The 12,336-nt window shown below is 59.6% G+C and carries 18 protein-coding genes and 1 pseudogene; 18 read left to right on the top strand and 1 reads right to left on the bottom strand.

Annotated elements, in window-relative coordinates; all coding sequences use genetic code 11:
* The 18 genes and pseudogenes from QP093_RS09260 (at position 1) to truA (ending at position 11,696) form a co-directional block, all read left to right on the top strand.
* Positions 1–186 carry a type Z 30S ribosomal protein S14 gene (locus tag QP093_RS09260; RefSeq protein WP_058237155.1) on the top strand — a complete coding sequence of 62 codons (186 nt, stop codon included), beginning with the start codon at positions 1–3 and terminating at the stop codon, positions 184–186.
* A gap of 64 nt (positions 187–250) precedes the next feature.
* Positions 251–649: a 30S ribosomal protein S8 gene (gene rpsH / locus QP093_RS09255; protein WP_058237154.1), complete on the top strand. Its 399-nt coding sequence runs from the start codon at positions 251–253 to the stop codon at positions 647–649.
* 15 nt (positions 650–664) lie between these two features.
* On the top strand, positions 665–1,201 hold the full coding sequence (gene rplF / locus QP093_RS09250; RefSeq protein ID WP_285016234.1) for a 50S ribosomal protein L6: 537 nt from the start codon (positions 665–667) through the stop codon (positions 1,199–1,201).
* Complete coding sequence (gene rplR / locus QP093_RS09245) at positions 1,201–1,572, top strand: 50S ribosomal protein L18 (protein WP_058237152.1); 372 nt, start codon at positions 1,201–1,203, stop codon at positions 1,570–1,572. Before rplF ends, rplR begins: the two co-directional genes overlap by 1 nt.
* Positions 1,573–1,601: 29 nt before the next feature.
* Entirely contained in the window at positions 1,602–2,303 is a 702-nt protein-coding gene (rpsE, locus tag QP093_RS09240) for a 30S ribosomal protein S5 (RefSeq protein ID WP_285016232.1), read from the top strand.
* Complete coding sequence (gene rpmD, locus QP093_RS09235) at positions 2,303–2,485, top strand: 50S ribosomal protein L30 (RefSeq protein WP_058237150.1); 183 nt, start codon at positions 2,303–2,305, stop codon at positions 2,483–2,485. The genes rpsE and rpmD overlap by 1 nt, the downstream gene beginning before the upstream one ends.
* Positions 2,486–2,487: 2 nt before the next feature.
* Complete coding sequence (gene rplO, locus QP093_RS09230; protein WP_058237149.1) at positions 2,488–2,973, top strand: 50S ribosomal protein L15; 486 nt, start codon at positions 2,488–2,490, stop codon at positions 2,971–2,973.
* A gap of 234 nt (positions 2,974–3,207) precedes the next feature.
* A complete protein-coding gene (gene secY / locus QP093_RS09225) occupies positions 3,208–4,500 on the top strand; it encodes a preprotein translocase subunit SecY (protein ID WP_058237148.1) in 1,293 nt (430 codons plus the stop codon).
* Positions 4,497–5,063: pseudogene (locus QP093_RS09220) on the top strand (adenylate kinase); the annotation flags it as partial. The gene secY and the pseudogene QP093_RS09220, both read left to right, overlap by 4 nt.
* 269 nt (positions 5,064–5,332) lie before the next feature.
* Positions 5,333–6,184, top strand: coding sequence for a type I methionyl aminopeptidase (gene map / locus QP093_RS09215; RefSeq protein ID WP_285016229.1), 852 nt, complete (start codon positions 5,333–5,335; stop codon positions 6,182–6,184).
* 242 nt (positions 6,185–6,426) lie between these two features.
* Positions 6,427–6,648, top strand: coding sequence for a translation initiation factor IF-1 (gene infA / locus QP093_RS09210; RefSeq protein WP_058237146.1), 222 nt, complete (start codon positions 6,427–6,429; stop codon positions 6,646–6,648).
* Positions 6,649–6,689: 41 nt separating this feature from the next.
* Positions 6,690–6,803: a 50S ribosomal protein L36 gene (gene rpmJ / locus QP093_RS09205; RefSeq protein WP_003790577.1), complete on the top strand. Its 114-nt coding sequence runs from the start codon at positions 6,690–6,692 to the stop codon at positions 6,801–6,803.
* A 155-nt stretch (positions 6,804–6,958) separates the two neighbouring features.
* A complete protein-coding gene (rpsM, locus tag QP093_RS09200; protein WP_058237145.1) occupies positions 6,959–7,336 on the top strand; it encodes a 30S ribosomal protein S13 in 378 nt (125 codons plus the stop codon).
* A 52-nt stretch (positions 7,337–7,388) separates the two neighbouring features.
* Positions 7,389–7,796 carry a 30S ribosomal protein S11 gene (rpsK, locus tag QP093_RS09195; RefSeq protein WP_058237144.1) on the top strand — a complete coding sequence of 136 codons (408 nt, stop codon included), beginning with the start codon at positions 7,389–7,391 and terminating at the stop codon, positions 7,794–7,796.
* Positions 7,797–7,957: 161 nt separating this feature from the next.
* Entirely contained in the window at positions 7,958–8,959 is a 1,002-nt protein-coding gene (locus QP093_RS09190; protein ID WP_058237143.1) for a DNA-directed RNA polymerase subunit alpha, read from the top strand.
* 84 nt (positions 8,960–9,043) lie between these two features.
* Positions 9,044–9,619, top strand: a complete 576-nt coding sequence (gene rplQ, locus QP093_RS09185; protein ID WP_285016210.1) for a 50S ribosomal protein L17 — start codon at positions 9,044–9,046, stop codon at positions 9,617–9,619.
* A 434-nt stretch (positions 9,620–10,053) separates the two neighbouring features.
* Positions 10,054–10,803, top strand: coding sequence for an ROK family protein (locus QP093_RS09180; protein ID WP_058237141.1), 750 nt, complete (start codon positions 10,054–10,056; stop codon positions 10,801–10,803).
* Entirely contained in the window at positions 10,791–11,696 is a 906-nt protein-coding gene (truA, locus tag QP093_RS09175; RefSeq protein ID WP_058237140.1) for a tRNA pseudouridine(38-40) synthase TruA, read from the top strand. The genes QP093_RS09180 and truA overlap by 13 nt, the downstream gene beginning before the upstream one ends.
* Before the next feature lie 112 nt (positions 11,697–11,808).
* Here the strand turns inward: truA and QP093_RS09170 are convergent, their stop codons facing one another.
* Entirely contained in the window at positions 11,809–12,153 is a 345-nt protein-coding gene (locus QP093_RS09170) for a substrate-binding domain-containing protein (protein ID WP_285016247.1), read from the bottom strand.
* Positions 12,154–12,336: the final 183 nt, after the last annotated feature.

Genomic DNA, 12,336 nt, shown 5'->3' with positions numbered 1-12,336 from the left:
ATGGCTAAGACGTCTCTCAAGATCAAAGCCGCGCGCGCCCCGAAGTTCGGTGTCCGTGGCTACACCCGGTGCAGCCGGTGCGGACGCCCGCGCTCGGTCTACCGCAAGTTCGGACTGTGTCGAGTCTGCCTGCGTGAGCTCGCCCTTCGTGGCGAACTCCCAGGCGTGACAAAGAGCAGCTGGTAAGCACTACGTCGTAGGTCCCGGGGACCCCGGTGGAAACCGCGACGAGGAAGGGGAATTAGTCCCCATGACAATGACTGATCCCATCGCAGACATGCTGACGCGTCTGCGTAACGCAAACTCGGCTCAGCACGAGTCGGTCTCCATGCCGTACTCCAAGCTGAAGGCCGCCATTGCGAACATCCTGGTGGAAGAGGGCTACATTGCCTCGACCTCCGTCGAGGATGCTCGCGTTGGCAAAACACTGATCCTCAATCTCAAGTACGGCTCCAAGCGTGAGCGTGCAATTGAAGGTCTGCAACGCGTGTCCAAGCCAGGCCTGCGCGTTTATGCGAAGTCGACGAACTTGCCGAAGGTCCGCGGCGGACTGGGTGTGGCTATTCTGTCCACATCTTCTGGTCTGCTGACTGACCGTCAGGCATCCGACAAGGGTGTAGGTGGGGAAGTCCTCGCCTACGTCTGGTGAGAGGGGGAACCGACAATGTCACGAATCGGTAAGAGCCCAATCACAATCCCGTCGGGAGTTGACGTCGACATCAAGAGCGCCACAGTCACGGTGAAAGGCCCCAAGGGCGAGCTGAGCCATGAGCTTCCTCATCTGATCTCAGCACGCGTCGAGGACGGCCAGATTATCGTCGAGCGTGCGGATGACGGCCGCGAAGCCCGTTCACTGCACGGACTGAGCCGTTCACTGATCAACAACATGGTTGTGGGCGTGACCCAGGGCTTCAGCAAACAGCTCGAGATCACCGGCACCGGTTACCGCGTAGTCGCCAAGGGCAAGGACTTGGAATTCTCGCTGGGATTCTCCCACACCGTTCCGTTCAAGGCCCCTGAAGGCATTGACTTCACGGTTGACTCACAAACGAAGTTCACGGTCTCAGGCATCGACAAGCAACTCGTCGGTGAAACTGCAGCGCGGATTCGTAAGATCAAGAAGCCTGAACCGTACAAGGGCAAGGGTATTCACTACGTGGGTGAAACGATCCGCCGCAAGGTCGGAAAGGCTGGTAAGTGATGGGCTACTCCGTCAAAGGCAAAGGCAAAGTTGTTGCGCGTAAGCGTCGCCATCAGCGTCTTCGCAAGAAGATCAGCGGCACTGCCGAGTGCCCGCGCTTGGTCGTGACCCGTTCGAACCGCCACATGGTCGCACAGGTCATCGACGATACGGTTGGCAACACCCTCGTGTCCGCTTCCACGATGGAAGACGAATTTGCTTCGGCAGAAGGCTCGAAGGTGGACAAGGCTCACCGTGTAGGCGAACTGATCGCAGAGCGCGCCAAAGCTGCTGGCATCTCCGCAGTGGTCTTCGACCGCGCAGGATACAAGTATCACGGCCGCGTCGCGGCTGTCGCAGAGGCCGCCCGTGAGGGCGGATTGAACCTCTGAAAGCGACTGAGGGAAAGAGAGATCAACTGATGGCTGCAGCGCAGCGAAGCAGAAACGGTCAGGAATCCTCCGGGCGCAACGAACGTGACAGCGAGCGTCGCGATCGCCGCCAGGGGCGTAACACTGACCGTCGCGACAACCGTCGCAACGAAGACAAGAACCAATACATCGAGCGTGTCGTCACGATCAACCGCGTATCCAAGGTGGTCAAGGGTGGACGTCGCTTCAGCTTCACCGCTCTGGTAGTGGTGGGCGATGGCGAAGGCACCGTCGGCGTCGGCTACGGAAAGGCCAAGGAAGTTCCCCAGGCTATTTCCAAGGGCGTTGAAGAAGCTAAGAAGTCCTTCTTCCACGTGCCCATGATCCGCCGCACGATCACTCACCTGGTCCAGGGCGAAGATGCAGCCGGAATCGTGCTGCTGCGTCCCGCTACACCAGGTACCGGCGTTATTGCCGGCGGCCCTGTGCGCGCCGTCCTCGAGGCAGCTGGCGTACAGGACGTGCTGACCAAGTCGCTCGGATCCGACAATGCACTTAACATCGTCCGAGCAACGGTGGCAGCTCTGAAGCAGCTGGAAACACCTGAAGCAGTGGCCGCACGTCGTGGACTTCCGGTGGAGCGTGTTGCTCCGTCCGGCATGTTGCGCGCACAGGCAGAAGGCGAAGCGGAAAAGAAAGCTCAGGCCGAGCAGAGGGAAGCCGCCAAAGCCTCCGCAGGGGTGAGTGAATAATGGCAAAACTCAAGATCACGCAGGTTCGATCAACGATCGGCGCCAAGCAGAACATGAAAGAGACCATGCGTACCCTTGGGCTGCGCAAGATCCGCCAAAGCGTTGTGCGTGAGGATTCCGAGTCAGTTCGCGGAATGATCAACACAGTGCGACACCTGATTACAGTGGAGGAGGCTGACTGATCATGGCGAAATCAACGTCGAACAAGACGACTGAGGAAGCCCCCGCAGGCATCCTCAAGCTGCACGACCTGCGTCCCGCCAGGGGAGCCAATAAGGCCAAGATCCGTGTGGGTCGTGGTGAAGGCTCCAAGGGTAAAACCGCCGGCCGCGGCACGAAGGGCACCAAGGCCCGCCGTTCCGTCCCAGTTGGCTTCGAGGGCGGCGCCAAGCCGATTCACGTGCGTCTTCCTCAGCTGCGCGGATTCAAGAATCCGTTCCGCGTGGAATACCAGGTGGTTAACGTCGGCAAGCTGCAGGAACTGTTCCCCGAGGGCGGCTCCGTTTCATCGGAAGACCTGGCTCAAAAGGGAGCTGTTCGTGACGGACACCCGGTCAAGGTCCTCGGAGGCGGAGAAGTGACCAGCGCATTCACCCTGGATGTGGATGCATGCTCACAATCGGCTCAGGACAAGATCACGCAGGCTGGTGGCACCGTCACGGTGCGATAAGTCTGAAACACGGTGGGGGTGGTTTGTTAGCCAAACCACCCCCATAGTGTCGCAGGTCGATCACATGGGCGCAGATGGCGCGTCATCGGGTCGCCCTCGGCAATGAACTAACGAAAAACCGCGGTGTAGCCAATCCAATTGACGTGAGACGTGCTAACTCGGGTAGGCTAGGCACGGTGAGTAAAGTTGTGATTGCGTCAAGCTGTCACACCATCAACCTAGGAAGAGGAAGCCGTGTTAAGTGCCTTCACACAGGCGTTCCGCACTCCTGACCTGCGTCGGAAGTTGCTGTTCTCCTTGATGATCATGGCGGTATTCCGCCTCGGAGCATTTATCCCGACCCCAGGCGTCAACACTGTCAACGTGCAGAAGTGCCTGGCAACTCAGGAAGAAGGATCCCTGCTCGGGCTCGTCGACCTGTTCTCAGGCGGCGCGTTGCTCCAGCTGTCGATCTTCGCGCTCGGCATCATGCCGTACATTACGGCGTCGATCATCGTCCAGCTTCTGCGAGTTGTCATTCCTCGGTTCGATGACCTGCACAAGGAAGGTCAGACGGGTCAGGCCAAGCTCACGCAATACACGCGGTACGGCACAATCTTCCTCGGCGTACTGCAGTCGACCACCATGGTGTACATGGCGCGCTCGGGCAACATGTTCCCCGGCTGCCAGCACGACATCATAGCTGACCGGTCCATCCCCATGTACCTCGTGATGATCGTTACTATGACCGCGGGTACCGCCGTCATCATGTGGCTGGGTGAATTGATCACTGAGCGTGGCATCGGCAATGGCATGTCACTGCTGATCTTCACGTCGATCACCGCTCGTATGCCTGCTCAGTTGTTCTCGATCGGACAAGGTGGCGGCTGGGGCAAAGTTGCCGCAATTGTCGGCATGATTCTCGTAGTCGCACTTGCCATTGTCTACATCGAGCAATCACAGCGCCGAATCCCCGTTCAGTACGCCAAGCGCATGATCGGCCGCCGCATGTACGGCGGTTCCTCGACATACATCCCGCTGAAGATCAATATGTCGGGCGTTATCCCCGTCATCTTCGCGTCATCGATCCTGGCTATGCCGGTGATGATGGCGAACTTTGGCTCACCAGAATCGACGTGGGTGCAGTGGGTGCGTTCAAACTTCAACCACCAGTCATGGCTCTACCTCGTGCTGTACGCCCTGATGATCCTCGGCTTCGCATTCTTCTACACTTCCATCACCTTCAACCCGGACGAGGTTGCCGACAACATGAAACGCTACGGCGGTTTCATCGTGGGGTACCGTGCTGGACGCCCGACCGCTGAATTCCTGCGTTACGTCATGAACCGCATTACCACGGCGGGTGCGTTCTACCTGATGATTGTCGCCCTTGTACCGTCGCTGATGATGATCCCACTCGGTCTGCAGAATGGACAGATGCCGTTCGGTGGTACCACGCTGCTGATTATGGTCGGCGTCGGCCTGCAGACCGTGAAAGAAATCAACACTCAGCTCGAACAACATCATTACGAGGGATTCCTTCGATGACAGCTATTATCCTGCTCGGTCCTCCTGGAGCGGGCAAAGGAACTCAAGCAAGCATAATTGCATGCAAACTCGGCATCCCGGCCATTTCAACAGGGGAAATTTTCCGCGCCAACATTGCCGAACAGACGGAACTCGGCATCCTCGCACAGTCCTACATGGATCGCGGCGAACTTGTTCCCGACTCGGTCATCAACCCGATGGTGCATGCTCGCCTGAAGGCGCCTGATGCCGCTGAGGGCTTCCTGCTCGATGGCTATCCGCGCACTGTTGAGCAGGCACATGCTTTGCGTGACACGCTCGCTGACCTGGGAACCGAACTTGACGTGGTGATCGAGCTTCAGGCGGATGAAGATCAGGTTGTGCACCGCATGCTCAAGCGCGCAACCGAACAGCACCGCTCAGACGACACTGAGCCGGTTATCCGTCATCGCCTGGCGGTTTACCATACGCAAACTGAGCCGGTCGCCACGTACTATGTCGATCAGGATCTGCTCGAAGCAGTCGATGCGAACGGGTCGGTCGAAGAAGTCAGCGAACGCATTTTTGCCATTCTCGATTCACTGAACGGTGCCGGCTCCGGGAGCGGTGCTGACTCAGCGGACGGTGCCGGCGCGGATGAGGTGACGGGCGGCCAGGCCACCCTCGACGATCCTCGTGATCCGTGGTTCGAAGCCCACCAAAACGGTGAAGGAGAGTGCTGCGGGGCGGAAGAATTCCCCGAAGATGACCCAGCCGAGGCTTCGGAGCCTGCCAGCTCCAGCTCGTCTGACCAGGGCGGCGCTGCTGCCTCGGCAAATGCGGATGCTTCGGTCTCAGAAGGTCGCTGAGGACGATGGGTCACGCGCGTATTGAGCTGAAAACCAGGGATCAGATTCTGCAGATGCGTCGCGCAGGTTTGATCGTGGCGGATATCCACGCAGCACTGCGCCGCGCGGCTCAACCAGGCGTCACATTGACGGAACTGGACCGCATCAGTGCCGAAGTGATTTCCCAGGCGGGAGCGACCTCGAATTTCCTGAACTACTTCGGTTACCCGGCGACGGTCTGTATCAGCGTCAATGACACTGTTGTGCACGGCATTCCGAATGATGATGTCCTGCGCAACGGCGACATCGTCTCCTTCGACTGCGGAGCCTACGTGACGCACCACGGCCGTGGCTGGCACGGTGATGCTGCGTTTTCCATGATTGTGGGCGATGAACAGGCCGCATCTCAGCGCCGGCGTGAACTCAACGAAGTGACGCGCGCTGCTATGTGGCGTGCGATCGCAGCGTTGGCTTCTGCTCGCCGCGTCAGCGCGGTGGGACAAGCTGTTGAAGACACCTGCGAGGATTACCGGGACAAGTTCGGGTGGGAAGCACAGATCGTTGAAGAATTCGGCGGACACGGCATCGGAACGGCGATGCATCAACCGCCCGACGTGTTGAACTACCGTGCGACCGGGATCAGCCCGCGTCTGAAGCCAGGTATGGTGCTGGCGGTCGAACCCATCCTCGTGTCGGGCAATCCTGCGACGCGCACCGAAGCTGACGGGTGGACCGTGCACACGCTGGATCACAGCGATGCCGCGCACTGGGAGCACTCCGTTGCCATCATGGAGGAGGGCATTTCAGTTCTGACTGCGCCAGACGGTGGGGTAGAGGGCCTGGCTCATTACGGAGTAACCCCCATTTCACTGGACTGATACACGCAGCCTGCGTATTTCTGATTGCTGTGTGATCGGCGCTCCAGGCGTCGCCCTCGTCAATATGGAAGGCAACTCGAGACCGGCGCGTGAGGGATATCCCACTGAATGGGCTTCACCGGCGTTGCATCCTCCTCTAGAATGGACAGTCGGGCTGACTTTCTTGCCGATTGGCGAGGGAAACGCCCGCCACGGTTTCGGCCGTGAGCCCTACTGACAAACGTAGAGGATAGACGGAGGACATGGCGAAGAAAGACGGAGTTATTGAGGTCGAAGGCACCGTTATTGAGGCGTTGCCGAACGCGATGTTTCGTGTTGAGCTCACCAACGGTCACGAAGTTCTGGGATACATCTCAGGAAAGATGCGTCAGCACTACATTCGTATCCTGCCTGAAGACCGCGTAGTCGTCGAGCTCAGCCCGTATGACCTTGAAAAGGGTCGAATCGTCTACCGATACAAGTAAACCGACACAACAAGCGTCGCCTGGCGACGTGGAGGTGCACCATGAAGGTCAAGCCTAGTGTCAAGAAGATCTGTGACAAGTGCAAGGTGATTCGTCGCCACGGCAACGTCATGGTTATTTGCGACAACCCCAGGCACAAGCAGCGTCAAGGCTGAAAGCCGTAGCTGCTCAGTGGTAGTGAGCCACTGGCGGGCGATTTGCCCACAGCACACCGTCGACCGCGCAAGCGGGACCCCTGGTTCGGAGGCCGGGGCTGATTGATGGATCAGAGACGGGGTGACGACCTCCGAAAACCATGTGGAGAAAAGTCATGGCACGTATTGCCGGCGTTGACCTCCCCCGTGAAAAGCGGATGGAGATTGCGCTTACTTACATTTACGGTGTGGGACGCACCCGCGCCAAGGAAACACTTGAAGCAACCGGGGTCAGCCCCGACCTTCGCGTACGCGACGCCAGTGAAGAAGATATGGTCAAGCTGCGCGACTACATCGAGGCCAACTTTAAGGTCGAAGGCGACTTGCGTCGTGAGGTCCAAGCCGATATCCGCCGCAAGATCGAGATCGGATGCTACCAGGGCATGCGCCACCGTTTTGGCCTGCCTGTTCATGGTCAGCGGACGAAGACAAATGCGCGTACCCGTAAAGGACCCAAGCGCACCGTGGCTGGCAAGAAGAAAGCCACCAAGTAACTCATAGAGCTGGGTGATGAAACCTGGCCCCTCGACTTCAAAAGGAAAATCAATGGCTGTCAAGTCTACTCGCTCATCTTCGGCGCGTAAGCCGCGTCGTAAAGAGCGCAAGAACGTCACGCACGGCAAGGCGTTCATCAAGTCGACGTTCAATAACACGATCGTCTCCATCACCGATCCCACCGGCGCTGTCCTGTCATGGTCATCGTCCGGTCAGGTCGGTTTCAAGGGCTCACGTAAGTCCACCCCGTTCGCCGCTCAGCTTGCCGCTGAGGCTGCAGCACGTCGCGCGCAGGAACAGGGCATGAAGAAGGTTGACGTTTTCGTCAAGGGCCCGGGCTCCGGCCGCGAAACGGCGATTCGTTCGCTGCAGGCCGCTGGTCTTGAGGTTGGATCCATTCAGGATGTCACTCCGCAGGCTCACAACGGTGCACGTCCCCCGAAACGTCGCCGCGTCTGAAAGACCCGTGTGAGGGACGAGGGCGACCCGTCCGCGTCCCACGTCACGATGTTCCCACACAAGTGGGAACCATCTGCACCCTGTTTTTTCCGTCACTGTTCGCGTGACGGGACCACAAATCCGACATCATATAGCGGTTGTCGGAAAGAAAGGACCAAGACGTGCTCATTGCAGAACGCCCCATCCTCTCAGAGGAGAAGGTGAGCGATTACCGCTCCCGTTTCACTCTTGAGCCACTCGAGCCTGGGTTTGGATACACACTGGGTAACTCCCTGCGCCGTACATTGCTGTCGTCCATTCCGGGCGCAGCGGTCACCTCGATCCGCATTGACGGTGTGCCACACGAATTCCACACGGTGGAAGGCGTGAAGGAAGACGTCGCTGAGATCATCCTGAACATCAAAGACATCGTTCTGTCCTCTGAAGAGGATGAGCCTGTCGTGATGTACCTGCGCAAGGCTGGCCCCGGTGAGGTCGTCGCAGGGGATATTACTCCTCCTGCAGGCGTGGAAATCCACAACCCTGACCTTCATCTGGCAACGCTCAATGAGAAGGGCAAGCTCGAGATTGAACTGACGGTTGAGCGTGGCCGTGGCTACGTTTCCGCTGCTCAGAACAAGGATCCGCAAGCTGAGATCTCCCGCATCCCGATCGATTCGATCTACTCGCCGGTGCTTAAAGTGACATACAAGGTGGAGGCCACCCGTGTCGAGCAACGCACCGACTTTGATCGTCTGATCATCGATGTGGAAACCAAGCCAGCTATCAGTCCGCGCGATGCTCTCGCGTCAGCCGGAAGCACCCTGGTGGAGCTCTTCGGCCTCATGCGTGAACTGAACGAGGAAGCAGAAGGCATCGAAGTGGGCCCATCGACTACCGATGAGACCCTTGCGCAAGACCTGGCCTTGCCGATCGAAAGCCTGAACCTGCAGTCCCGTTCGTACAACGCGCTGCGTCGACGCGGCATCCTCACCGTGGGTGAACTCGTTGCCCACTCTGAGGCTGACCTGCTGGATATCCGCAACTTCGGAACCAAGTCCATCGAGGAGATCAAGGAAGCCTTGGCATCCTTGGGTATGACCCTCAAGGATGCAGTCATGCCTGAACGCGCCGGCGGAGAAGACGCCGGAAACGTTCAGTTCAGTGACGACCAGTCTTTCTGATCGAATCCACTTTGCGTCCGTGCCGCCTCCAGCGGCCGTCATCGATGGACGAGGACGCCCAAACAAACTGTGTAGGAGAAACTCATGCCCACCCCTAAGAAGGGCCCACGTTTGGGTGGCAGCCCAGCGCACCAGAAGCTGCTGTTGGCTAACCTTGCTGCTCAACTGATCGAACACCGTGCGATCACCACGACCGAGGCCAAGGCCCGCGCGCTGCAGCCGTACGTTGAAAAGCTGGTCACTAAGGCAAAGCGCGGCGACATTCACGCTCGCCGTACGGTTGCCCGCAAGATCCCGAACAAGGATGTCCTGTACATGCTGTTCGACGAGGTCGTTCCGGCCATGGATCCAGAGCGCAACGGTGGCTACACCCGCATCACCAAGCTGGGGCCGCGCCGCGGCGACAATGCTCCGATGGCTCGTATTGAGCTTGTCATGGAGAAAGTCGAGAAGAAGGCTGTCGTTGCCGACGCTGAGCGTACCGCTTCGAAGGCTGCTGCAAAGTCCGGTAAGGATTCCAAGGCGACCGACAAGGCTGACGAAAAGGCCGAGACCGAAGCTGAAGCAGCAGAAACAGCCGAGCCGGCTGCTGACGAAGCCGCTTCACAGGAGTCAGCTGACGACAAAGCTGAAACCGAAGCTGAGGAAGCTGCCAAGTAGTCATGCACCGTCGTGACCTGCTGATCTGACTGGCACTGCGCTGATTGAGCGGTGACCAGTCCAGCGGATGGCTGATCGGAAGCTGGGTAAACCCCGTGTGGGTTTACCCAGCTTCCGTGTATTCGCGCGGTTGGTGTGCCGGCCGTGTCGGATGCTCTTTAGGTGGAGCCCGTGTGCACTCGCCCCTCGTTCCCCAACTGTCGATCTCACTGGGGTCGCGCAGCACGAACCCGACCCGAAATTGCTGTGACCAGCACGGATGTGTTGCAGGCCAGTCGGTGACCCCGCGGAGTTCACGCGAGTTCGACAGTTGGGGACATGCAGGGGAGGGGTAGAGCCGCGGATGGGTCGCCCTCGTCAATGAACAGGAAGCTGGCGCGGGGCGGACAGCTCGTTGGAAACCCGAGGTGAGAGCAAGCCATTATGCTAAGAACATGTCTGAAGAGATGACCCTCGCTGTCGACTGCGGCGGGGGCGGAATCAAAGCCTCAGTGCTCGACTCGCGCGGAACGCTGACCGCATCGCCGGTGCGCACGCCCACGCCCTACCCGCTCCCTCCCGAACTGCTCGTCAAGACCACACAGGACCTTGCCGCGCAACTGCCTGCCGCCACGCGCGTCACGATGGGAATGCCTGGCATGCTGCGCCACGGAGTGGTCATCACGACTCCGCACTACATCACGCGTGACGGCCCGCGATCACGGATCCTGCCTGAACTGGTCGAGCAATGGGCCAACTTCGACATGGGACGGGCACTTGAAGCTGCTCTGGGCATGCCGACACTGGTGCTCAACGACGCTGAAGTGGCCGGCGCAGGTGTCATCACGGGCACGGGCCTCGAAATGATCGTGACCCTGGGGACCGGGCTGGGAAACGCGGTTTTCGATTCAGGTGTGCTCGCGCCGCACGTGGAAGTATCGCAGGGATTTGTGCGATGGGGACTGACCTATGACGACTACATTGGCGAGCATGAACGCCTCCGGCTGGGAGACGCGCACTGGTCTCGACGAGTGCGCCGAGTGATCGACGGCCTGCGCCCGATGTACGTGTGGGATCGCCTGTACCTGGGTGGTGGAAACTCGAAACGCGTCACGGCGATGAACCGGGCCAAACTCGGTGACGACGTGGTGATCGTTCCCAATGACGCCGGCATCATCGGCGGTGTTCGCGCATGGACACTGTGAGGGCGCGGCTTGACCTGGCATACGACGGCACCTTCTTCCACGGCTGGGCCGCACAGCCCGGACTACGCACCGTGGAAGGTGAACTGGTTCGAGCCCTGTCGCTGATCGCCCGCCAGGAAGTGGCGGTGACTGTGGCGGGACGCACCGATGCGGGAGTGCACGCAGATCATCAGGTGGCTCACGTCGACCTGCCGGCGCAGGTGTGGGACAGCCTTCCGGGAAGGTCCTCGCGCACACCCGAAGATGCGCTGGTTGACCGTCTGGCCTCTCTGCTTACCCGCGCGCACGGTGATTTCATGAAGGCGCACGGGCTGGTGTCGCCGAGAGGGTACTGCGACGTTGCGCTTCTGAGTTCTCATCGCGTGCCGGAAACCTTCGATGCGCGTTTCAGCGCTGTGGGGCGTCACTATGTGTACCGGCTGCTTGACCAGCGCGCGGGCAGTGACCCCTTTTCCGGGCGACGCATCTGGACGGTTCCTGCACGCCAGACGCTTAATTTGGAAGCCATGGCTGAAGCTGCTTCCAGCGTCATCGGTGAGCATGATTTTCTGTCCTTTTGCAAGCCGCGTGAGGGCGCGACCACGATCCGTACGCTCCGCCAGCTGGACGTCGTGGCGGCGGGGGAAACGTCGCCGATCCTGGTGCGCGTCCATGCTGACGCTTTTTGCCACTCAATGGTGCGATCCCTGGTGGGAGCACTGATTGACGTGGGGACAGGCCGCCGCTCGCCGGCGTGGATGAGACATCTGCTGGATGCGCGTTCGCGTGAGGCAGCCGCTCCGCTGGCTCCGGCGCATGGCTTGACTTTGGCGCACGTGGACTATCCGCCTGCCGATCAGTGGGCACAGCGCGCGCAACAGACCCGCGCGGTCCGCTCTTTGGGCTGCTGCTAGGTGGACTGTTTTGCTGCCGTGTTGCAGATGACCGGCTTCGTTGGGATTCAGGATGGACGAGGGTGGCTCGGGCTTCCTGAGTCGAGCTCGTCGGAGTGGAGGATGGTGGTGCCTACTTTTTGTGAATGCGCTTGGCACTGGTGCGCCACGTGGGTGTGGTACTGACGCGCGTGTGGTGAGGCTCGCGAGCTGTGTGCTCAGCTTTGGGCGTTGAAATCGAGTCGATGAGCTGGCTGACAGCGGTTGCCGTCATGTCCTGCAGTGGCCACATCACCGTGGTCAGGCCCATGGAATTGTCTTCGTGCGCATTGTGATCGCCGAAGCCGATGACGGACAGATCGTTGGGGACATGCTTACCCAGGTCGCGTGCAGCGGAGAAGACGCCCGGTGCCTGTGTGTCATCAGCGCACCATACTGAATCAATGTCGGGGTGGGCGGTGAGAGCATGCGCATGCAGGCCTCGTACGAGTCGTGAGCACTCCAGGTGGGCAGGGAGAGAAACTCTGCGCGGTCCTGGAAATGCTCGAGGACAGGTACCTGACGGAAGTGGTTGATGTTGGGGCCTGCAAGGTAGAGGGCCCGTGACGTGTCCGTGGCGTCGAGGTCGCTGAGGATTTCCCGGACTCCTGTTCCTTCATCA

Source organism: Pauljensenia sp. UMB10120 (assembly GCF_030212035.1).
Classification (GTDB): Bacteria; Actinomycetota; Actinomycetes; order Actinomycetales; family Actinomycetaceae; genus Pauljensenia; species Pauljensenia radingae_A.
Note: the sequence above shows the minus strand (reverse complement) of the source record. Positions and strands in the feature narration are given on the sequence as shown.